This is a genomic window from Caballeronia sp. KNU42 (assembly GCF_053760385.1).
Genome location: NZ_CM132388.1, coordinates 3063379 through 3085711, shown reverse-complemented (window position 1 = coordinate 3085711; position 22333 = coordinate 3063379). Strand labels below are relative to the sequence as shown.

Genomic DNA, 22333 nt, shown 5'->3' with positions numbered 1-22333 from the left:
AGTCTCCGTGAAATAACGAGCGAGTGTTGCACGAGATCGGGCTCATCCCCCATTCGGTCTAGTGCATGCCCTTGCTGCGCGTCACTTACAATAGCGGCATGAAACTCGAATTCACCAAAATGCAGGGCGCGGGCAACGACTTTGTCGTGCTCGACGGCTATTCCAAACCGCTCTCGCTGAACGGAGCCCAGGTGCGCGCGCTCGCGGACCGGCACTTCGGCGTCGGCGCGGATCAGTTGCTGCTGGTCGAAAAACCGGACATTGAAGGCGTTGATTTCAAATACCGCATCTTCAATTGCGACGGCGGCGAGGTGGAGCATTGCGGCAACGGCGCGCGCTGCTTCGTGAAGTTCGTGCGCGACCGCGGCCTCACCAGCAAGACGAGCATCCGGGTACAGGTACATCACGGCGTGATCGTACCGACCATGCAGGAGAACGGCGACGTTGCGGTGGACATGGGACGGCCGGAGTTCGAACCTGCTTTGGTGCCCTTCGACGCGGCAGGTTTGCAAGGCCGCACTGAAGGCGCCGACACACTCTGGCCGCTCGACCTACAAGGTGAAACACGCTGGGTCTCGGTGGTATCGATGGGTAATCCGCACGCCGTACAAATTGTGGCCGACGTTGAAAATGCGCCGGTGCTGACCGAGGGGCCAGTGATCGAACATCACGCGCGCTTTCCAAACCGGGTCAACGCGGGATTCATGCAGATCGTGAACCGCGGTGCGGTGAAGCTGCGCGTTTTCGAACGTGGTGCGGGCGAAACGCTGGCGTGTGGTACTGGCGCATGTGCGGCGGTCGCGGCGGGTATCCGGCGCGGCCTGCTCGACTCGCCGGTGCAGGTCCAGACCCACGGCGGCATGCTGACCATTGCCTGGGATGGCGCGCACAACGCCGCAGCCCCGCTCTTCATGGCCGGCCCCGCCACCACCGTATTCGAAGGCCAGATCGAGCTTGATTCCGAACTCGCTCACGCCGACTGACCGTCAGGAACCCCGATGCTCCCCGATACCATGAACGAACGCGAAGTCGCCGACTACCTGATCGCCAATCCTGATTTCTTTGTCGAGCACGCCGAGCTGCTGGCTGCGATCCGCCTGTCCAATCCGCATGGCAAGTCCGCGGTGTCGCTGCAAGAGCGCCAGATGCAAATGCTCCGCGACAAGAACAAGCAGATCGAGCGCCGGTTGGCCGAGCTGTTGCGGTACGGACATGAGAACGACAGCATTGCCGCGAAGTTTCATCGATGGACAATTCGGGTGATGTCCGAGCGCGATCCGCATGCGCTGCCGAAAACCATTCCCGCCGGCCTGTGTGAAATTTTCGAGCTGCCCCAAGCCGCGCTGCGCGTGTGGGATGTCGCGGAGCCGTATGCGCAAGCCGAATTCGCGCGGACCACGAGCGAGGAAGTCCGCTCCTTCACGAGCGGCCTGACGGCGCCGTATTGCGGGCCGAACACCGGCTTCGAGGCGGCCCAATGGCTGACATCGGCGAGTTCGGTTTCGGTGGCGTCGGCTACAACGGATGGTGTCGTCGATACCGCCAACACCACTGAATCCATCGCGCTGCTCGCGCTGCGTGATCCGTCGGCCGGCCCCGAAGCGCCCGCGTTCGGCTTGCTGGTCATGGGTTCGCCCGATCCGCGCCGGTTCCACGAAGGCATGGCCACCGACTTCCTTAAACAGATCGGCACGCTCGCAAGCGCCGCGCTCAGCCGCTTGCTGCCCCACTGACATGACCGGCGATCCGATAACCGCCTATCTGTCGATGCTCGAGCACGAGCGGCGATTATCGGACCACACGTTGCGCGGTTATACGCACGAACTCGACGAGCTGAAGAAGCTGGCCAACGGCCGGGCGCTGGAATCGCTGACCGCGACCGATATGCGCGGCGCCGTAGCGCGCGCTCACGGCGGCGGGTTGTCGGCGCGCTCCATTGCGCATCGGCTATCGGCGTGGCGGGCGTTTTATCGGTGGCTCGCCGAGCAGGTCGAAATGCAGGCCAATCCGGTTGCGACCGTGCGTGCGCCGAAACGCGCGAAGTCCTTGCCCAAGGCGCTTTCCGTCGACGACGCCAACGCGCTGATGGAAGCGCCCCAGCCCGATACGCCTGAGGCGCTGCGAGACCACGCCATACTCGAACTGTTCTATTCGTCCGGCTTGCGGCTCGCCGAACTGGTCGGGCTGGACGTGCATTTCGTGCAATCCGAAGGGTATTTGTCGGCAGGCTGGCTCGACCTCGCCAGCACCGAAGTCAATGTGCTCGGCAAGGGAAACCGGCGGCGGTCGGTGCCCGTGGGCAGCAAGGCGATCACAGCGTTGCGCGCGTGGATTGAAGTGCGCGGGCAATTCGTGAAAGACGATCCGCACGCGCTGTTTCTGTCGGTGCGCGGCAACCGGATGTCGCCGAATGTAGTGCGTGACCGCGTGAAACGCATGGCGTTGCTGGCCGGCGTGCCGTCGAATGTGCATCCGCACGTCTTGCGGCATTCGTTCGCCACGCATGTGCTGCAATCCAGCGGCGACCTTCGGGCGGTGCAGGAACTGCTCGGCCACGCCAGTATTGCGGCCACGCAGGTTTATACGTCGCTCGATTTCCAGCATCTGGCTCGCGTCTACGATCAGACGCATCCACGCGCAAAAAAACGCGACTAAGCCTGCTTGGCCGCAAGCAATAAGATGCGTGCGTGCCGCCGGCGCGCAAGAACGTGGCCGACTCATCGTGAAACCGGCGTAACCGTCAGATTCTCTCGCTGCGAATAGAAACAGAAACAGAAACAAAACCGCAGCCCGAAACCTCCCAGCGTTCACTTCCCCTGACCAGTCAGCGCTTTCACCGAAGACTCGAATGAACACCATTACGCTGAAACCGGCGAAAGAAAAGTCGCTGGCGCGCCGCCACCCCTGGATCTATGCCAACGCGATCGAGCATGTGGAAGGCAAACCCGCGCCGGGTGCAACCGTGCTGATCCGCGCTCACGATGGCCGGTTCATGGCACGCGCGTCATATAGCCCCGTCTCGCAGATTCGCGCCCGCGTCTGGAGTTTCGACGAGAGCGAGCCCATCGATCACGCGTTTTTCAAACGGCGTGTACAACGGGCGATCGCGCACCGGCAAACGATGGTGCGCGACACCGGCGCCACGCGGCTGATTTTCGGCGAGGCGGACGGCCTGCCGGGCTTGATCGTCGATTACTACATCTCGGACGATGAAAGCCAGCGCGGCCAGTTGGTCTGCCAGTTCATGGCGACGGGCGTGGAGCACTGGAAAGAGGCGATCGTGCAGGCGCTGATCGGCGCGACCGGTTGCCCGAACGTCTATGAACGCTCGGACGTGTCGATCCGGCAGAAGGAAGGGCTCGAACAGATCACGGGTGTACTCGCCGGCGATCCGCCCCCGGCAACGCTAATCGCGAACGAAGGCGGGGTGCGGTATCACATCGACGTCGAACGGGGCCATAAAACGGGCTTCTATGTCGATCAACGCGACAATCGCGCGCTTGTCCGCGAATACGCCGGCGACCGGGACGTGCTCAACTGCTTCTGCTACACAGGAGGCTTTTCACTCGCAGCGATGAAAGGCGGTGCAAAACGGGTGGTATCGATCGACTCCTCCGGCGACGCGCTGGCGCTCGCCCAGCAAAACGTCACAGCGAACGGTTTCGATCCGCAACGCGCCGAGTGGCTCGACGCCGACGCGTTCAAGACCTTGCGCCGCTTGCATGAGGAAGGCGAGCGCTTCGACCTGATCGTGCTCGATCCGCCCAAGTTCGCGCCTTCGCGCGAACACGTGGACCGCGCCGCGCGCGCGTACAAGGACATCAACCTGACCGGCTTCAAGCTGTTGCGCCCGGGCGGCCTGCTGTTCACCTACTCGTGCTCGGGCGCCATTGACGCCGATCTGTTCCAGAAGATCGTGGCAGGCGCCGCGGCCGACGCAAAAGTTGACGCCCGTATCCTGAAACGCCTGGGTGCCGGCGTCGATCACCCGCTTTTAACCGCGTTTCCCGAAGGGGAATACCTGAAAGGCCTATTGTTGCAAATCGCGTGATCGCCCATAGTTGAACGCTTCGGACAGCGCGCGTTCAGGGGAGCACAGAGCGTCCGCTTGACAAATATGTTTCAATAATCGACCGACCGCATGTTTTCGGGCGTAGCGCAGGCATCTCAGATCACGCCCGCAGCCCGAAAACATGCCGCACGATCCTTCGACTTTAAAGAACAGGGCGACCATCATGATTCCCGTTACCATCCTGACCGGCTTTCTCGGCAGCGGCAAAACCACGTTGCTCAAGCGCATCCTGAACGACAAGCACGGCATGAAGATCGCCGTGATCGAGAACGAGTTCGGCGAAGAAAATATTGACAACGAGATCCTCGTCCAGGAAACGAACGAGCAGATCATCCAGATGAGCAACGGTTGCATCTGCTGCACGATCCGCGGCGATCTCGCACGGGCGCTCGAAGATCTCGCCGAGCGCAAGAAGGCCGGTACGCTGAACTTCGACCGCGTGGTGATCGAGACAACCGGCCTCGCGAATCCTGGCCCGGTCGCTCAGACGTTCTTCATGGACAACAGCATCGCCGACGAATTCCTGCTCGACGCAATCATCACGCTGGTCGATGCTAAGCACGCCAACCATCAGCTCGACGAACATGAAGTCGTCCAGCGCCAGGTGGGTTTCGCAGACCGGCTGTTCATCACGAAATCCGATCTGGTCGATGCTGCCGCGCTCGACGCACTCAAGCACCGGCTGATCCACATGAACCCGCGCGCCGCGATCAAAGTGGTGAATTTCGGTGAAGCTGACATCAAGGAAATCTTCGATCTGCGCGGCTTCAACCTGAACTCGAAGCTCGAAATCGATCCGGATTTCCTGGCGGAAGACGATCACGCACATGACCACGCCGGGCACGACCATGCGCACGACGACGATCACGACCACGCCACCTGCGGCCACGATCACAGCCACGACCATGAGCATGGCCACGCGCATCACCACCACGCGCATCACGACGACAAGATCAAGTCGTTTGTATTCCGCAGCGACCGCGCCTTCGATCCGAACCGGCTCGAAGATTTCCTCGGCGGCATCCTGCAGATCTACGGCGAACGTCTGCTGCGCTACAAGGGCGTGCTGTATATGAAGGGCGTCGATCGCAAGGTCGTGTTCCAGGGCGTGCATCAGATGATGGGCAGCGATCTTGCCGCGAAATGGCAACCGATCGAAAAGAAGAACAGCAAGATGGTGTTCATTGGCATTGAGCTGCCGCAGGATTTGATCATCGACGGACTGACTGCCTGCCTGGTCTGATCGTAGAACCTGATGAAACTGAGTCACTGAAACACCCGGCGAAACGCGAAGCCCTCGCACGAAGGCTTCGCGCCGCCGCTCGATTCAAAAACCTCCATTTTCGGCACAGTTCTCGCTATTTCTCTCCTGTAGCGCAACCATTGCAGCGCTTCAGCGAGGCTAAAATCGCTGCGCCCTTGGGAGCCGCCGCTTTTTTCGCGATGAACGTCGTTGCAATATGTGTTCACGCACGCCAAGAACCATCGCTTTTTAAACGTCAGCGCGTTATATTTTTGAGATAACGAACGAATGGGGCCGGCGTTTTGCTCTGGTGTAGTAAGCATTTGCGATTCAGTTACAATACAGCCCCACTGGAGAAGCCGGTACGCCGCCAAGCCTTGACTGCAAAGCCCGGCGCAAGGGCTTGCTGAAAAGAGTCTGAAAAGGACTCCCGCCGGCGCCGCGAGCAACGTTTCACCGTTGTATTGCAAACCTGGCGAGAGCGTGGAAGTGAGGAGTAAGGTGCTGTTCCGAACATCGGGCACCGGTCGAATCGCTTGAAAATCAGTACAGATGAAATCGGCCCCGCGTGGCGCCGTCCAGCGCCCGAGAGTCGCAGCCCGTTTAGCGTAGTAAGTGCATGCAGTAATTGTTGGCGAGTATCGCTGAAGTGCGGGTAACCGAACGACAGCGGCGGCGAGCGCGGCGAGCGACCGCGAAGATGGCGAATGACATCGCCCCACATTGAAGAAGCAAGCCAGATGACGACGAAACGATTGTTGACCGAAGACGAAATCCTGAAGATGGCCGACAAGGATTACATGAACGAGGATCAACTCGCGTTCTTCAGGGTCCGGCTGGAACAGTTGCAGGCCGACATTCTCAAGAATGCGGGCCAGACGACGGAAAACCTGCGGGAAACCGTCATCGTTCCGGACCCGGCTGATCGCGCGACGATCGAGGAAGAGCACGCGCTCGAACTGCGCACGCGCGACCGCGAACGCAAGCTGCTGAAGAAAGTGCAGCAGTCGCTGGCGCGTATCGAGTCCGGCGATTACGGCTGGTGCGAAGAAACGGGCGAGCCGATCGGCATTCCCCGCCTGATCGCACGCCCGACGGCGACGCTCTCGCTCGAAGCGCAGGAACGACGCGAACTGCGCCAGAAGCTGTTCGGCGACTGATCGGCCAGAGCAGCGTACGCCGCGGCTCGGGACGCGGCGGGAAACCTGCCGGCCGGGATTTCTATCGAAAACGCTTGAAAGCGCGCTGGAAGCACAAAAGGCACACGAAAGATCGTGTGCCTTTTTGTTTTTGCGCTCCGTTTTTGCATCTGCTCAGGCTTATTCCGCAAGGCTGTCACGTCGAGAACGCTGTCATGTACAAGATGCCGCAAGACGCGCCTTGATAAATTCCGCCGTGCCCTAAAATGAGCTGGACGCGCTCTCGTGGCGCGGACGTGACCAGAGTCCGGTCGAGCGCAACATTGCAGCGCGCCCGGGCTCCTCGCGCTCCCAGGGATTCCCCGGCGGCGCGGCAGCATACCGGTCAACCGGCTGCCGCGCCCACTCCGCTTTCAAAGGAATGCACATGGAACAATTTCACGGCACGACCATCGTCTCCGTACGACGCGGAGATAAGGTCGCCCTCGGTGGCGACGGCCAGGTCACCCTCGGCAATATCGTGATGAAAGGCGGCGCGAAGAAAGTGCGCCGCATCTATGGCGGCAAGGTCCTGGTCGGTTTCGCGGGGGGCACGGCCGACGCGTTTTCGCTCCTCGACCGCTTCGAAGCCAAGCTGGAAAAACACCAGGGCAACCTGACACGCGCCGCCGTCGAGCTCGCGAAGGACTGGCGCACGGACCGCATGCTGCGCCGTCTGGAAGCCATGCTGATTGCCGCCGATGCGCAAACCACGCTCGTCATCACAGGTAACGGCGACGTGCTCGATCCGGAAAACGGCATTTGCGCGATCGGTTCGGGCGGTGCGTATGCGCAGGCCGCGGCGCAGGCGCTTGCTGAAAACACCGAACTCTCGCCACGCGATATCGTCGAAAAGGCACTGACAATCGCGGGCGACATGTGCATTTATACAAATCACAATCGCGTCATCGAGACGATCGAGTAACTCCGCTTTCGCGTATTCGCGAGCACAGGACAAGGACCAACGATGACCACCATGACTCCCGCCGAGATCGTCTCGGAACTCGATAAACACATCATTGGCCAGGGCCGCGCGAAAAAAGCGGTCGCCGTGGCGCTGCGCAACCGGTGGCGCCGTCAGCAAGTCGCCGAGCCGCTGCGCCAGGAAATCACCCCGAAGAACATCCTGATGATCGGACCGACCGGCGTCGGCAAGACAGAAATCGCGCGGCGCCTGGCGAAGCTCGCCGACGCGCCGTTCATCAAGATTGAAGCGACGAAGTTCACCGAAGTCGGCTACGTCGGTCGCGATGTGGACAGCATCGTGCGCGACCTGATCGAAATTTCGGTCAAGCAAACGCGTGAAACCGAGATGCGCAAAGTGCGTTCGCGCGCCATCGATCGCGCCGAGGACCGGATCCTGGACATCCTGCTGCCCAGCGCGCGCCCGGCGGCGGGTTTCGGCACGGCCGAGTTGCAGGACGACAGCGCGAACAGCACGCGCCAGACGTTCCGCAAGCGTCTGCGCGAAGGTCTGCTCGACGACAAGGAAGTGGAGATCGACGTTGAAGGGCCGCAGCCAAGCATGGACATCATGGGGCCGCCGGGCATGGAGGAAATGACCGACCAGATCCGTTCAATGTTCGCGAATATCGGCGGCGGCAAGAAGACGCACCGCAAGGTGAAGGTCAAGGACGCGCTGAAGATGCTCACCGACGAAGAAGCCGGCAAGCTGCTGAACGACGAAGAGGTCAAGACGAAGGCTATTCAGAACGTCGAGCAGAACGGCATCGTGTTCCTGGACGAGATCGACAAGATTGCTTCGCGCAGTGAGACCGGTGGTGCGGAAGTGTCGCGGGCCGGCGTGCAGCGCGACCTGCTGCCGCTCGTGGAAGGCACGACCATCAATACGAAATACGGGATGATCAAGACCGATCACATCCTGTTTATCGCCAGCGGTGCGTTCCATCTGGCCAAGCCGAGCGACCTGATCCCCGAACTGCAAGGGCGTTTCCCAATTCGCGTCGAGCTGGATTCGCTGTCCGTGGAGGATTTCGAATCCATCCTGAATACGACCGATGCCAGTCTCGTGAAGCAATACACGGCGTTGTTGGCAACGGAAGACGTCGAGCTGGCTTTCAGCGCCGACGGTATTCGCCGCATGGCTGAGATTGCGTTTTCAGTGAACGAGAAGACCGAGAATATCGGTGCGCGGCGGCTTTATACCGTGATCGAAAAATTGCTCGAAGAAGTATCGTTTGCGGCGGGCAATCACACGGGTCATCCGGTGAACATCGACGCCGCTTATGTCGATAAAGCGTTGAACGATGTAGCCGAAGACGAAGATTTGTCGCGCTACGTGCTGTAACGCGATTCGAGTTAAAAAAGGGCGGTTCCCGGTTTCAGCGAATAGCTGAAATCGTGAACCGCCCTTTTACGTTCTACATAACATTTATTGCCGCACGGGTTTCTTCGCCAGCTTGCGCTGCAGTGTCCGCCGATGCATGTTCAACGCTCGCGCCGTGGCCGAAATATTGTTGCCGTTCTCGGCCAGCACGCGCTGGATATGCTCCCACTCGAGCCGCGCGACCGACAGCAACGCCGGGTGCTCGATAGCCTCTTCGGCCGTCTGCTCGCTGGCCTGCTCCTGCAACGCGGACAGGATTGTCTCGACGTTCGCCGGCTTGGCCAGATAGTTATCGGCGCCGTCTTTCACGGCCTGAACCGCCGTCGCGATGCTCGCATAACCCGTCAGCACGAGAATCCGCGCATCGGGTTGAAGATCGCGCAAGGGCGCGACGAGCGTCAAACCTGAATCGTGGCCGAGGTGCAGATCGACAGTGATCTGGCCGAACTTCTGCGTGTTCGCCAATCGCAACGCCGTGGCGGCGTCGTGCGCCTGATGCGGCGTATAGCCGCGGCGCGTCAGTCCGCGCGCGAGAATGCCCGAGAAGACCTCGTCGTCGTCGATGACCAAAAAATTTGTATCGCTCATGCTCTTTTCTCCGTAGTGACGGAAGCGGCGATGCCGCCGCGGCCCGTCCTTGCTGCTTTTTCCCGCGATTCGGCGGCGCTCGTGTCGGTGAGACGCAGGATGGCGTGCGTACCGTGCGGACTGGCCGGCGTGAGTTCGATCGACCCGCCAAGCCGCGTTGCCGCCGAAAATGCCAGATACAAGCCGACACCGTGGCCGCCTTGCGTACTGTCAACGGGCATCGCGCCTAGCGAACCCCGCAATGCCGCCGGAATGCCGGGGCCTTGATCGCGGACATCGAATTGAATCACGGGCTCGCCAAGATGCCGGCTCGCCGATGTCTTCAACGTCACCGAATCGCTGCTGGCCCGCGCCGCATTATCCAGCAGAATGGTCAGTATTTGCCCTACCGCGACGGGATCGCTGAGAAACAGCCCCGAGCGCTTGTGCTCCTCCGCTTCATTTTTCGACTCATCCTCCAACTCAATCAACTCGAAACGCACGTGCGGATGGCGCAGCCGCCATTGTTCGACAAACCCATGCAGCCAGTCATCCAGCGGTTGCCGCGGCGCGGGTCCGGTCGCGCGGCTGCGCAGGCGCGCGAGCGCGGACGTGCACAACGTCATTTGCTGCTCGAGGAGTTCGATATCGGCGCAATAAGGGGCGAGATGCGGGTCGTGACGGGCGGAATCGCGTAACTCCTCGCTCAGCATCGCGATGGTCGACAGCGGCGTGCCAATTTCGTGCGCGACCGTCGCCGCCTGGACACCCAGCGCCACGGCGCGCTCGTCGCGCAGAAGCCGCTCCTGGGCATCGGCCAGCGCAAAATCCCGCGCTCGCAGCGCCCGCGACATACGCGCCACGAACCAGCCGATCAACCCCACGCTGACCATGAAGTTCACCCACAACCCAATGCGGAAATATTCGAACAGATTCAGCGGATCTTCCATGTTCAGCGGCACGTAGCTGACCGTCAACAGCGAATAACAGACGACTGCGAACAGTGCGAGCCAAGCCATCAACTGCCACGGCAACACGGCGGAAGCAATCGCCAGCGATGGCAGATACAGCGTGACAAACGGATTCGTGGCGCCGCCGCTCAGGAACAGCAGGGCGGACAACGCGCCGAGATCGACCCAAAGTTGTCCGAACAATTCGAGATTCGTTTCAGGCTGCGCGCGCGCGACGCGTACCCACGTTAGCGCGTTGAAAAATATCTCCAGCGCGACAATGGTCAGCATGCCCGCCAGCGGGAGATGCGCACCGTAAAACGTCTGTACGACGGCGATCGTACCCAATTGACCGATGATCGCAAGACTGCGAAGCCAAAACAGGTGACCGAGATTGACGCGGCCGGTGTTCGTTATTCGATGCATCGCGGTGAATTTCACCTCAAATTTCAGATTAGTCTAATGGATGGACATGGCCGCTTGCCGCACCATCTAGCGTTGTCTCGTACAGGGCGGCCAGGCCGCAAACAAAATGACTAACAGCCCATCCTCCCGCCCCAAGCAGCTTCTCAGCGAAGCGCCGCAAACCGCCGCCGCTCACGACAGCATTATCCCGCGCGCGCTCAACGCTTTCATTGACAACGCTCGTAGCGCGAACGCGCAAGGCAATCAGGTCGAGCGCGCCGTATGGCTGCAGGCCGCCATGATGCTGCAATCCAATCAGGCGGACACAGGGCTCGACCTGGTCGACTCCCTGCTGAAGCAAAACCGCATTGCCGATGGTATTCAGCTCGCGGCTCAACTTGTCGATCGTCATCCGCAGCACGCGCTCGCGCTCTGGCATCTAGGTTATGCGCTCCAGCTCGCCAACCGGCACCCGGACGCCATTCCCTTCTACGAACGCGCCCACGCAATCAATCCTGCGGTCCTGACCCTGCGCAACAACCTGGCGGTCGCGTACGAACTCACGGGCAGTGAAGATAAAGCGCTGACCATGCTTGAAGAAGCCGTCGCCGCGAATGCCGACGATATCGAAGCGTGGACGAACCTGACGCGCGTGTATCCGCGCCACCTGGATCTGGAGCATGCGCTGGCGGCTGGCAAGCGCGCGGTTGAGATCAATCCGTCGAATGCGCTCGCGTTGTCGAACTACAGTCTCGCGTTGAAAGAAGCGCAGCGCTGGCCGGAGGCTACGGAAGCGGCGAAGACCGCCGCTGAAATCTCGCCCGGAATGGCACGTCTTCCGTTCAATCTCTCCATCCTCGATCTCGTGCAGGGCGATTACGCTCGAGGCTGGGCCAATTTCGAAACCCGTTGGAACGGTTCGAACGAACTGCGTAATTGGTACCCCAACTTCGCCATGCCGCGATGGAATGGCGAGCCGCTCCGCGGCAAGACCTTACTGCTTTGGGGCGAGCAAGGTTTCGGCGACGCGCTGCAGTTCTCGCGTTTTCTCCCGATGTTGGCGAAAAAGGTTCACGCGCAGGGCGGCACGCTGATATGGGTCGCCTTCAAGGCAGTGCATCCGCTGATGGCGCGCATGGCGCCGAAGGGCGTCGAATGCTTGCCGCACGATGCGCCTCTGCCCGCGTTCGACTTCCATTTCCCGTTGTTGAGCCTGCCGCTCCACTTCGGAATCGACGCGGACACCATTCCGGCTAAGCGCGCGTATCTTTCCGCCGATGCCGACCTCGCCGCTGACTGGCGCGCCGAGTTCGCCGCCGACAAACGCCTGCGCGTGGGCCTTGTATGGAGCGGCAGCGAAGGCCATCAGCGCAACATGTTCCGCAGCGTGGGCATCGAACGGTATGCGAAAGCGTTCAGCGGGATCGAGAACGTCGCGTTCTTCTCGCTGCAGAAGGATGCGTCGGGCGCAGTATCCACGGCTCGGGACAGTGGTTTCGAGATCGCGGATCGCACCGGCAAGTTTGAAACGTTCGACGATACGGCGGCGTTCATCGATTCACTAGATCTCGTGATTACCGTTTGCACGAGCGTGGCGCATCTGGCGGCGGCGCTCGGCAAGCCGACCTGGATTCTCCTCGACACCAATCCGCACTGGGTCTGGCAACTGGAGCGCACCGACAGCCCGTGGTACCCGACGGCGACGCTGTATCGGCAGAAGGAATTTTCGAAGTGGGAGCCGGTAATGGACGATGTCGCGCGTGATCTGGCCGCGCTAGCGGCAACACATACGGGCGCGGCGCCCCGCAAGCGGGCGAAGAAAGCGGCTGTGTAAGCGCCAACAGGGTTTCAAGTCGGCAAAAAGCGGTGATTCGGCAACGAATCGCCGCTTTTTTTCGTGTGCGATTCCTCCACTTGGGCCACTGCGCCGACACGAAAACCACGTCCTCGCGCATTCCGGGAATTCAGCAACGAGCGCTCCGTTCACATGTTTATGCTACGTTGCGTTTCTTGACGCAAACAATCCGGGCAAAGACACGTCATGCGCGGATTCAAGCGCTCGGCAGGCAAAGCGGGAAACGCTGCGCACCAGCATTGCGCATCGCCGGTTTGCTCGGCGCAGCGGAAAAAATCGCCGCATAGAGCGCAGCGTTGAGAGGCGGGATCGGTGGAACTCATGGTGGAGCCAAGCCTTTTGAAAACGCAGCACACAGTCACGAGCCGCGTTGCGCGCGATGCAGCCGTTGCCGAAGCGCCACGTTTTCGACCCGCTCACGCATGCCCGATCGGATTATTATTTCACGCGCCAACCCCATACTGGCGCGACCAGAGGCTAACTTTCACCCGTCGCCGGAATGCTATCGGAAACGCATGATGCAGCGCGTCAGTCCTGTACAATTCCGCCTGTTTAAACTGCTCCTCGCCTTATCGCCGCCATGTCCGAGCTTCCCGACCTTACGCAGATCGCGCCGACCCTGAAAGCCGAAATCCTGGCCGAGGCGTTGCCCTACATTCGCCAGTATCACGGCAAGACGATCGTGATCAAATACGGCGGCAATGCCATGACCGAGGAGCGCCTGAAACAGGGTTTCGCGCGCGACGTGATCCTGCTGAAGCTGGTCGGGATCAATCCCGTGATCGTTCACGGCGGCGGTCCGCAGATCGACCAGGCGCTCAAGAAGATCGGCAAGCAGGGCACGTTCATCCAGGGCATGCGCGTCACCGACGAAGAAACCATGGAAGTGGTCGAATGGGTGCTCGGCGGTGAAGTGCAACAGGACATCGTCACGCTGATCAATCATTTCGGCGGCCATGCGGTCGGTCTCACCGGCAAGGACGGCGGCCTGATCCACGCGCGCAAGCTGCAAATGCCGGATCGCGACAATCCGGGCGAATTTATCGATATCGGACAGGTGGGTGAAGTCGAAGCCATCAATCCGGCGGTCGTGAAGGCGCTGCAAGACGACGCGTTCATTCCGGTCATTTCGCCGATCGGCTTCGGTGAAGACGGTTTGTCGTACAACATCAACGCCGATCTGGTCGCGGGCAAGCTCGCCGTGGTGCTGAACGCCGAGAAGCTCGTGATGATGACGAACATCCCCGGCGTAATGGACAAGGAAGGCAATCTGCTGACCGATCTGTCGGCTCGCGAAATTGACGCGCTGTTCGCCGACGGCACCATTTCCGGCGGCATGCTGCCGAAGATTTCATCGGCGCTCGATGCAGCGAAGAGCGGCGTGCGCTCGGTGCATATCATCGATGGGCGAATCGAGCATTCGGTGCTGCTCGAGATCCTGACCGAACAGCCGTTCGGGACAATGATCCGCTCGCACTGAACATGGATTCATCCGGTGCTCGAGTTGGGCTTTTGCGTTCCTCGAAGCGCCGGGTGAAAACGCATGACCGCCCCGTCTGGTTGTTTGATCTCGACAACACGCTGCATCACGCGTCGCACGAGATTTTTCCCGCGATCAATCGCGGGATGACGCAGTACATCATCGACCGGTTGGGCGTGGATGTTGATGAAGCCAACCGATTGCGCACCGGTTACACGCAGCGGTACGGCGCCACACTCCTCGGACTGGTGCGCCATCATCCAGTCGATGCCACCGACTTCCTGCAAGTGGTCCATACCTTCGCCGATCTCGGCTCCATGGTTCGCGCCGAACGCGGTCTCGCGCGGATGATCCGCGGGCTTCCCGGCCGAAAGATCGTGTTGACTAACGCGCCGTCGATTTATGCCCACGCCGTGCTCAACGAACTGGGTATCGCCAACCTGTTTGAACGCGTGATCGCCATCGAAGACATGCAGGATCGAAGCGGTTATTGGCGTGCAAAGCCCGACGCGGCAATGCTTCGGCGCGCGATGCGCCGCGCCCACGTGCCGCTTTCCGATGCCGTTCTTGTTGAAGACACGCGCGGGCATCTGAAAAGCTATAAACGCTTGGGGATTCGCACGGTCTGGATCACGGGGCATCTGCCGTCGGTTTTAAATGCTAGCGGAGCGAAATCGCTTCGTTCACCCAGTAGCGGCCGGCCGCATTACGTCGATCTCAAGATCCGGTCTCTCAAAGGCTTGCGCGCCCTCGGCTAGTACGGACTTCAAACGTTATCGCGTCCCAGAAGAGCTCCGGGCCACCCCACAGCTCCCTTTCCCGTTTTTCCGATATACTTCAGCGCTATCCTGATTTGTTTCAACGCGCCGATTTGCTGACTCGATTGCGGGCGCGCGAACCCTGACCCGGTTCACTATAAATGCGGCTAAAGAGGTTGTCAGCCGCGCCGCTCAGGTATTTCAGCGCATCGCCGACGCCGTTTAGCCGCCCTGTTTTCTCTAGGCGGAATGAATGGAATCAATCGGCATCGTCACTCCCCAAACACTGCATTTCACTGAACCGCTGCGCATGCAAAATGGCAGCTTGCTCGGTGACTACGATCTCGTCGTCGAAACCTACGGCACGCTCAACGCTGCGCGCTCGAACGCCGTGCTGGTCTGTCATGCGCTGAACGCGTCGCATCACGTGGCGGGCGTCTACGCCGATGACCCCAAGAACGTCGGCTGGTGGGACAACATGGTGGGCCCGGGCAAGCCGCTCGATACGAACAAGTTCTTCGTGATCGGCATCAATAATCTCGGCTCGTGTTTCGGCTCGACCGGCCCCATGAGCGTGAACGCCGCCACCGGCAAACCCTACGGCGCGAGTTTCCCCGTTGTCACGGTCGAAGACTGGGTTCACGCGCAGGCTCGCGTAGCGGATCTATACGGTATCGAGCGCTTCGCCGCGGTCATGGGCGGGAGCCTCGGCGGCATGCAGGCATTGGCGTGGAGCATGATGTATCCGGACCGCGTGGCGCATTGCATCGTGGTGGCATCGACGCCGAAACTCTCCGCGCAAAACATTGCGTTCAACGAAGTCGCGCGCTCCGCCATCCTGTCCGATCCCGATTTCCACGGCGGCGATTACTACGCGCACAACATCAAGCCGCGTCGGGGATTGCGGGTGGCGCGCATGATCGGCCACATCACGTATCTGTCGGACGACGACATGGCCGCCAAATTCGGCCGCGCGCTGCGTCGGGCGGAAGGCGCTCTCGATGCGTACAACTTCAACTTCGACGTCGAGTTCGAAGTGGAGTCGTACCTGCGATATCAAGGCGATAAATTCGCCGAATACTTCGATGCCAACACGTATCTGCTGATCACGCGCGCGCTGGATTATTTTGATCCCGCCAAGGCGTTCGACGGTGACCTGACCAAGTCCCTCGCCCACACCACGGCGAAATACCTGATCGCGAGTTTCTCGACCGATTGGCGCTTTGCACCCGCGCGCTCGCGCGAGCTGGTGAAATCGCTGCTCGATCACAAACGCACGGTGAGCTACGCCGAGATCGATGCGCCACATGGCCACGATGCCTTCCTGCTCGACGACGCCCGTTATCACAACCTGATGCGCGCCTATTACGAACGCATTGCCGCCGAGGTGGGCGCATGAACCAAATCACGCTGGATTCTCTTTCTTTGCGCTCTGACTTTCGGGCAATTGCGCGCTGGGTTGAACCGAACTCGTCGGTGCTGGATCTTGGCTGCGGCGATGGCTCCTTGCTCTCGCTGCTCGCCGAAGAACTCGATGTGACGGGCTATGGCATCGAAATCAACGACGCCGGCGTGCTCGCGTGCGCCCAGAAAGGCGTGAACGTCATCCAGCAGAACCTGGAAGACGGTTTGCGCCTGTTCGAAGACAACAGTTTCGACTTCGCGATCCTGTCGCAGACGCTGCAAACGATCCATCAGACCGCCGCGATCCTGCGTGAAACGGTACGGGTCGGGCGCGAATGCATTGTGTCGTTTCCTAACTTCGGCTACTGGCAGCATCGGCTGACGGTGTTGCAGGGACGCATGCCGGTGTCGAAAACGCTGCCGTATCAATGGCATAACACGCCGAACGTGCGCGTTCTCACCATCCGGGATTTTGAAGCGCTGGCGCCGGAAGTGGGAATCGAGATCCTCGATCGCGCGGTGCTGCACGGCGGCCAGTCCATCCGTTGGGGGGCGAACTGGCGTGGTAGCCTTGCGGTCTATCGCGTAAAGCGAAGCTGAACTGAGCTTGCCGGTTCGTCGCTCGCGCACCGCTTACTGCTTCGAATCGACCCTATGTCCAACTCGCCACACGAGGCGCCCGCTCTTACCGCTCACGAAGACCACCCCGGCTGGCGCGCGTTTCTCAACAAACGCATGTTGATTTGCGTGTTTATCGGCTTCACGTCGGGGCTGCCGCTCTTCACGCTCGTCTATCTGGTCCAGGCGTGGTTACGCACCGAAGGCGTGAACCTCAAAGAGATCGGCCTGTTCGCGCTGATCCAGTTTCCTTACACCTGGAAGTTCATCTGGGCGCCGCTGATGGACCGCTACGTGCCGCGCCTGCCCGGCTGGCGGCCAGGACGCCGGCGCGGCTGGATGCTGGTTACGCAGTTGCTCGTGGCGGTGGCGATTGGTGCGCTTGGATTTACATCGCCGAAAGACCAGATCTGGACCGTCGCCGCGCTGACCGCGCTCGTGGCATTTTTCGGGGCGAGCCAGGATATTGCAATCGATGCGTATCGCCGCGAACTCCTCGCCGATACCGAGCAGGGACTCGGCAACGCCGTCTTCGTCAACGCGTACAAGATTGCAGCGCTTATCCCCGGTTCGCTCGGGTTGATTCTCGCCGATCATCTGCCGTGGACCACGGTTTTCCTCGTCACGGCGGCGTTCATGCTGCCGGGCATGGTGTTGACGCTGGTGGTCAAGGAACCCGAAATACATGGCACGCCGCCCAAGAATCTACGCGATGCCATCGTCCAGCCGTTTCGAGAATTCATCGCGCGGGACGGCTGGCGCACGGCGCTGCTGATCCTCGGCTTCATCTTCCTGTACAAGCTCGGCGACACGATGGCGACGACCCTCTCCACGTCGTTTTTCCTCGATATCGGCTTCAACAAGACGCAGATCGGCGTGATTGCGAAGACCGTCGCGTTCTGGGCGAGTCTGGCGGGCGGCATCGTAGGCGGCGTGTGGCTGGTGAAGATCGGCATTTCGCGCGGGCTCTGGATCTTTGGCGTGCTGCAGATCGTCTCCACGCTCGGCTTTGCGTGGCTGGCGAAAATCGGGCCGTCGCCCTTGGCGCTGGCCGCGCTCTACGGGTTCGAAACCTTCGCCACCGGCCTCACCATGGCCGCGTTCGTGGCTTACATCGCGAGCACGACCGATCCGCGATATACCGCCACGCAATTCGCGCTCTTTACGAGCCTGGCTTCCGTGCCGCGGACGCTGGCGTCGGCATCGAGTGGCTTTGTGGTCGCGCAAACCGGCTGGTTCGAGTACTTCATGATCTGCGCGGCGCTGTCTATTCCGGGCATGTTACTGTTGCCGAAAATCGCGCCCTGGAGACCTGTCCGATGAAGGTGCACGCCCTGATCCGCGTCGCCGCTTGCGCTGTCGTGCTACATGCTGGCCTGAGCTTCGCGGCATCCGGGGCGTCCGATGCTGCGCCAGCCGCTGCAGCCAATGCACAACCACCCTATTCCACAGCCAGCGACCAGATCCGCTTCGGCAATGCGGCGTTGTTTCGCAACCTGATTCCATCGGCGACATTGGAACAGCAGTCCGCCGACGAATACGCTCAAATCCTGCGCGAAGCGCGACGCACAAAGCATCTTCTCGGCGACGACAATCTGCTCGTGAAGCGTGCACGCGACATTGCCAATCGCGAGATTCCGTTTGCGCTGAAGTGGAATGACCGCTCGAAGAACTGGAAGTGGGAAGTCAATGTGGTGCGTTCGGACGAGATCCGCATGTATTGCCTGCCAGGCGGCAAGATTGTGATTTATAGCGGATTGATCGACCGCTTGAATCTCAACGATAACGAACTCGGCATGATGATCGGCCATGAGATCGCGCATGCGTTGCGCGAACATGCGCGTGACCGGCTGGGGCGTCAGCAGGCGGCGCAATTGAGCACGGGAACGATTCCGCCGCTATTCGGTTTCGCCGATATCAGCTCGACCCCGCTTGGAATCGGCGAGCAGTTGCTGGCCATGCGATATACGCCCGCCGATGAAACCGAAGCCGATGTGATTGGTAGCGAGATTGCATCGCGCGCGGGTTACGATCCGCGCGCCGCCATCACGTTATGGAAGAAGATTGATGCGCGTACGCGGCGCACGCCGAACGGTTTTATCTGGATGCATCCGTATGGCGCTGCACGCGTACACGACCTGATGAAGCGCTTGCCCGACATGATGCCGCTCTACGCAAAAGCGATCGGGAAAACGGTGGACCAGTTGCCCAATTACGCGGGAATGGGCCGGTTCAAGAAGCCGCGGCTTTAGATTTTCCACTCGTAATCAATGATCAGCGGCGCATGGTCGCTGAACTTGATATCGCGGAAAACGGAAGTCGCCGCCGCGGTGTCCGCCACGCCCTTCGTCGCGATCTGGTAATCGATCCGCCACCCTACGTTCTTCGCGTAAGCCTGGCCGCGATTGCTCCACCACGTATATTGCTCAGGCCGCTGGTCCAGCGTTCTGAAGACATCGACGTAGGCTTTTTCATCGAAGAGTTGTGTGAGCCACGCGCGCTCTTCCGGCAGGCAACCGGAATTCTTCTGGTTGCTCTTCCAGTTCTTGATGTCGATTTCCTTGTGCACGATATTCACGTCGCCGCACAAGATCACTTCGCGCTTTTTGGCCAGCTTCTCCAGATGCGGCATGAACTCGTCCATGAAACGGTACTTGGCCTGCTGCCGTTCTTCGCCGCTGGATCCTGACGGCACATACACCGATATCACCGATAGATCCCCAAAGCGCGCTTCCACATAACGCCCTTCCGGATCGAATTCTTCGCTGCCAAAACCGATGATCACTTCATCCGGTTCGTGTTTCGTATAAAGCCCTGCGCCGGAATAACCCTTTTTAACTGCGTGCTGGAAGTAACCTTGGAAGCCATGCGGTGCGAGAAACTCAGGCGTCAGATCGTCTTGCGAACACTTGATCTCCTGCACGCAGACAACGTCGGCATCCTGCTCGCCAAACCAGTCGAAGAAACCCTTCTTGGCAGCCGACCGAATGCCGTTCAAATTAGCGGTGATGACACGAAACATGAAGCATCCTTGTATGTTGGTGAACTACTCGACCTTGATCCCTTTCAGCGACTCTTTCGCCGGCGGATATTCGAGCTTCAGACCCTGCAGCGTGCGCACCATCAACTCGCCGATCATCACGTTGCGGTGCGTCTTCGAATCGGCGGGAATCACGTACCAAGGCGCGCTTTCAGTCGATGTCGCGCCAAGCGCGTCTTCATAAGCCTTGCGGTAATCGTCCCAGAGTTTGCGGGCATCGAGATCCGATGGATCAAACTTCCAGTGCTTTTCGGGGTTATCAATACGCGCCTGCAAACGAGTCTTCTGCTCGTCCTTCGATATATGCAGAAAGCACTTCACAATCGTCGTGCCGTTTTCTGCAAGCATCGCTTCGAAATCGCGAATTTGGCGGTACCGGCGTTCCCACGCTTCCTGATCAATCTGTTTCAGCACGCGCGGCACCAGCACGTCTTCATACTGGCTGCGATTGAAAATGGCGAACTCACCTGTCGCCGGCACTTGCGAATGAACGCGCCAGAGAAAATCATGCGCGGCTTCGGTTTCAGAAGGCGCCTTGAACGGCACGACGCGCAAACCGAGCGGATCGACTTCGTGAAAGACACCGCGAACCGTGCCGTCCTTGCCGCTCGTATCCATGCCTTGAAGGATCAGCAGAATGCGATGCGAGCGTTGTGCGTGGAGTTTTTCCTGCAAGCCATCGAGCGCTGAACTCAACTCGCTCAACCGCCCGCGATCCGCGTCTTTCGCGCCGGACGAAAACGGCTTGGATGCGGTATCGATGGAAGTCAGATCAAACGGCACGATCTTCTTGCCGTCGAAATACGGCACGCGATAATCGTCCAGCTCAGGTTTTTTAGCCACGCGTGCGGTTCTCGGTTGATCCCGGTTGATAAAAGAAAGGGTTGCTGCCAGACGAAACCCGACAGCAACCCGCGAATAGTCCAGCCGTCAGCTCAAGAGGATAGTTTCTTCTTCAAAAGCTCGTTGACCTGCTGCGGATTCGCCTTGCCCTTGGTCGCTTTCATCGCCTGGCCGATCAGCGCGTTGAACGCCTTTTCCTTGCCCGATCGATACTCGTCAACGGACTTCTGGTTCGCGGCCATCACCTCGTCGATGATCGCCTCCAGCGCGCCCGTATCCGAGATTTGCTTCAACCCCTTCGCCTCGATAATGCGGTCGGCGGCGGCGTCATCGGTGGCTTTCTCTTCCCAGATCTCCTGGAAAATATCCTTGGCAATCTTGTTGGAGATCGTGCCGTCGGCCACGCGCTGAATCACGAGTCCGAGTTGCGCGGGAGAAACCGGCGAGTCCGCAATATCCAGCGAATCGCGGTTCAGTTGCGACGATACTTCGCCCATCAGCCAGTTGGCCGCGAGCTTCGCATGCGTCGGCCCGACTACACCAACCACGCTTTCAAAATACGCCGACATTCCCTTCGACGACGTCAGCCCCGCCGCGTCATACGGCGTCAAACCGTATTGCTCGACGAAACGCGTTTGCATCGCTTCAGGCAACTCTGGCAATTCGCTGCGAACCCGCGCGATCCACGCTTCATCGATGACCAAAGGCATCAGGTCGGGATCGGGGAAATAGCGGTAATCGTGCGAGTCTTCCTTCGTGCGCATGGAACGCGTTTCGCGCTTGTCGGGATCGTAGAGCCGCGTTTCCTGCACGACCGTCCCGCCGTCTTCGATCAACTCGATCTGCCGGCGTACTTCGTACTGGATAGCTTCTTCAAGGAAACGAAACGAGTTCAGGTTCTTGATCTCGGCACGCGTGCCGAACTTTTCCTGCCCGACCGGGCGCACGGAGACGTTCGCATCGCAACGGAATGAGCCTTCCTGCATGTTGCCGTCGCAGATACCGAGCCATTGCACGAGGCTGTGCAGGCTCTTGGCGTAAGCGACTGCTTCGGCGGCGCTGCGCATTTCAGGTTCCGTCACAATCTCGAGCAGCGGCGTGCCTGCGCGATTCAAGTCGATACCCGTCATGCCCGCGAAGTCTTCGTGCAGCGACTTGCCGGCGTCTTCTTCCAGATGGGCGCGCGTCAGGTTGACGGTCTTTTCGTACGCATCCTTGCCGGTTTTTTCGTTAGCCGGAACCTGGATCGTGACGCTGCCGCCCTGCACGACCGGAATCTCAAACTGGCTGATCTGATAGCCCTTCGGCAGATCCGGATAGAAATAATTCTTGCGCGCGAAAATGCTGCGCGGCGCAATGGTCGCGCCGACAGCAAGACCAAGACGAATCGCGCGCTCCACGGCGCCGCGGTTCATCACAGGCAATGAACCCGGCAACGCGAGGTCGACAGGACAAGCCTGCGTGTTCGCTTCAGCGCCGAATTGCGTGGCCGCGCCTGAAAAAATCTTGGAGACGGTCGACAGTTGCGCGTGCGTCTCCAGACCTATGACTACTTCCCATTGCTTACTCATAC

The 22333-nt window shown here is 60.1% G+C and carries 22 protein-coding genes; 15 read left to right on the top strand and 7 right to left on the bottom strand.

The window, feature by feature from the left end; translation table 11 throughout:
* Nucleotides 1–98 precede the first annotated feature (98 nt).
* The 5 genes from dapF (at nt 99) to ACSOSP_RS13865 (ending at nt 5315) form a co-directional block, all read left to right on the top strand.
* Entirely contained in the window at nt 99–983 is an 885-nt protein-coding gene (gene dapF, locus ACSOSP_RS13885) for a diaminopimelate epimerase (protein ID WP_455307497.1), read from the top strand.
* A gap of 30 nt (nt 984–1013) precedes the next feature.
* Nucleotides 1014–1733: a DUF484 family protein gene (locus tag ACSOSP_RS13880; RefSeq protein WP_455310959.1), complete on the top strand. Its 720-nt coding sequence runs from the start codon at nt 1014–1016 to the stop codon at nt 1731–1733.
* A 1-nt stretch (nt 1734) separates the two neighbouring features.
* Nucleotides 1735–2655, top strand: coding sequence for a tyrosine recombinase XerC (gene xerC / locus ACSOSP_RS13875; protein ID WP_455307495.1), 921 nt, complete (start codon nt 1735–1737; stop codon nt 2653–2655).
* 193 nt (nt 2656–2848) lie between these two features.
* Nucleotides 2849–4051: a class I SAM-dependent rRNA methyltransferase gene (locus ACSOSP_RS13870; protein ID WP_455307493.1), complete on the top strand. Its 1203-nt coding sequence runs from the start codon at nt 2849–2851 to the stop codon at nt 4049–4051.
* Between the two features lie 184 nt (nt 4052–4235).
* Nucleotides 4236–5315, top strand: a complete 1080-nt coding sequence (locus ACSOSP_RS13865; RefSeq protein ID WP_455307492.1) for a CobW family GTP-binding protein — start codon at nt 4236–4238, stop codon at nt 5313–5315.
* A 23-nt stretch (nt 5316–5338) separates the two neighbouring features.
* On the opposite strand, the gene ACSOSP_RS13860 is transcribed toward ACSOSP_RS13865, so the two are convergent.
* A complete protein-coding gene (locus ACSOSP_RS13860; protein ID WP_455307490.1) occupies nt 5339–5638 on the bottom strand; it encodes a hypothetical protein in 300 nt (99 codons plus the stop codon).
* A gap of 417 nt (nt 5639–6055) precedes the next feature.
* Between ACSOSP_RS13860 and dksA the strand changes: the two genes are divergently transcribed.
* From dksA to hslU, 3 genes are all read left to right on the top strand, one after another.
* Entirely contained in the window at nt 6056–6475 is a 420-nt protein-coding gene (gene dksA / locus ACSOSP_RS13855; protein WP_047895366.1) for an RNA polymerase-binding protein DksA, read from the top strand.
* Nucleotides 6476–6881: 406 nt separating this feature from the next.
* Nucleotides 6882–7418: an ATP-dependent protease subunit HslV gene (gene hslV / locus ACSOSP_RS13850; protein ID WP_047895365.1), complete on the top strand. Its 537-nt coding sequence runs from the start codon at nt 6882–6884 to the stop codon at nt 7416–7418.
* Nucleotides 7419–7460: 42 nt separating this feature from the next.
* Complete coding sequence (gene hslU, locus ACSOSP_RS13845; protein ID WP_455307488.1) at nt 7461–8801, top strand: ATP-dependent protease ATPase subunit HslU; 1341 nt, start codon at nt 7461–7463, stop codon at nt 8799–8801.
* An 84-nt stretch (nt 8802–8885) separates the two neighbouring features.
* On the opposite strand, the gene ACSOSP_RS13840 is transcribed toward hslU, so the two are convergent.
* Together ACSOSP_RS13840 and ACSOSP_RS13835 are read right to left on the bottom strand one after the other, a co-directional pair.
* Nucleotides 8886–9428, bottom strand: coding sequence for a response regulator transcription factor (locus tag ACSOSP_RS13840; RefSeq protein ID WP_455307486.1), 543 nt, complete (start codon nt 9426–9428; stop codon nt 8886–8888).
* Nucleotides 9425–10783: an ATP-binding protein gene (locus ACSOSP_RS13835; protein ID WP_455307484.1), complete on the bottom strand. Its 1359-nt coding sequence runs from the start codon at nt 10781–10783 to the stop codon at nt 9425–9427. Before ACSOSP_RS13835 ends, ACSOSP_RS13840 begins: the two co-directional genes overlap by 4 nt.
* A 106-nt stretch (nt 10784–10889) precedes the next feature.
* Between ACSOSP_RS13835 and ACSOSP_RS13830 the strand changes: the two genes are divergently transcribed.
* A complete protein-coding gene (locus ACSOSP_RS13830) occupies nt 10890–12596 on the top strand; it encodes a tetratricopeptide repeat protein (protein ID WP_455307483.1) in 1707 nt (568 codons plus the stop codon).
* A gap of 149 nt (nt 12597–12745) precedes the next feature.
* Here the strand turns inward: ACSOSP_RS13830 and ACSOSP_RS13825 are convergent, their stop codons facing one another.
* Complete coding sequence (locus tag ACSOSP_RS13825; RefSeq protein ID WP_455307481.1) at nt 12746–12940, bottom strand: cysteine-rich CWC family protein; 195 nt, start codon at nt 12938–12940, stop codon at nt 12746–12748.
* 257 nt (nt 12941–13197) lie between these two features.
* On the opposite strand from ACSOSP_RS13825, the gene argB reads away from it, so the two are divergent.
* From argB to ACSOSP_RS13795, 6 genes are all read left to right on the top strand, one after another.
* Nucleotides 13198–14097, top strand: coding sequence for an acetylglutamate kinase (gene argB, locus ACSOSP_RS13820; protein WP_404604205.1), 900 nt, complete (start codon nt 13198–13200; stop codon nt 14095–14097).
* A gap of 53 nt (nt 14098–14150) precedes the next feature.
* Nucleotides 14151–14855 (top strand): pyrimidine 5'-nucleotidase, encoded by a 705-nt coding sequence (locus ACSOSP_RS13815; RefSeq protein ID WP_455307480.1) that lies wholly within the window; start codon nt 14151–14153, stop codon nt 14853–14855.
* 253 nt (nt 14856–15108) lie between these two features.
* Entirely contained in the window at nt 15109–16254 is a 1146-nt protein-coding gene (gene metX, locus ACSOSP_RS13810; RefSeq protein WP_455307478.1) for a homoserine O-succinyltransferase MetX, read from the top strand.
* Nucleotides 16251–16859, top strand: a complete 609-nt coding sequence (gene metW, locus ACSOSP_RS13805) for a methionine biosynthesis protein MetW (protein WP_455307476.1) — start codon at nt 16251–16253, stop codon at nt 16857–16859. The genes metX and metW overlap by 4 nt, the downstream gene beginning before the upstream one ends.
* Nucleotides 16860–16913: 54 nt before the next feature.
* Nucleotides 16914–18200, top strand: a complete 1287-nt coding sequence (locus ACSOSP_RS13800) for an AmpG family muropeptide MFS transporter (protein ID WP_455307474.1) — start codon at nt 16914–16916, stop codon at nt 18198–18200.
* Nucleotides 18197–19129 carry a M48 family metallopeptidase gene (locus ACSOSP_RS13795; protein ID WP_455307472.1) on the top strand — a complete coding sequence of 311 codons (933 nt, stop codon included), beginning with the start codon at nt 18197–18199 and terminating at the stop codon, nt 19127–19129. The genes ACSOSP_RS13800 and ACSOSP_RS13795 overlap by 4 nt, the downstream gene beginning before the upstream one ends.
* Here ACSOSP_RS13795 and ACSOSP_RS13790 read toward each other — a convergent pair.
* The 3 genes from ACSOSP_RS13790 to gatB all read right to left on the bottom strand — a co-directional run bounded on the left by ACSOSP_RS13790 (nt 19126) and on the right by gatB (nt 22331).
* The gene (locus ACSOSP_RS13790; RefSeq protein ID WP_031356977.1) at nt 19126–19899 is read right to left on the bottom strand and encodes an exodeoxyribonuclease III; all 774 of its coding nucleotides are present in this window, start codon (nt 19897–19899) and stop codon (nt 19126–19128) included. The two genes, ACSOSP_RS13795 and ACSOSP_RS13790, sit on opposite strands and share 4 nt — an antisense overlap.
* Nucleotides 19900–19923: 24 nt before the next feature.
* Nucleotides 19924–20760, bottom strand: a complete 837-nt coding sequence (locus ACSOSP_RS13785) for a polyphosphate kinase 2 family protein (RefSeq protein WP_455307470.1) — start codon at nt 20758–20760, stop codon at nt 19924–19926.
* Nucleotides 20761–20852: 92 nt separating this feature from the next.
* Nucleotides 20853–22331, bottom strand: coding sequence for an Asp-tRNA(Asn)/Glu-tRNA(Gln) amidotransferase subunit GatB (gene gatB, locus ACSOSP_RS13780; RefSeq protein ID WP_455307468.1), 1479 nt, complete (start codon nt 22329–22331; stop codon nt 20853–20855).
* Nucleotides 22332–22333 lie beyond the last annotated feature (2 nt).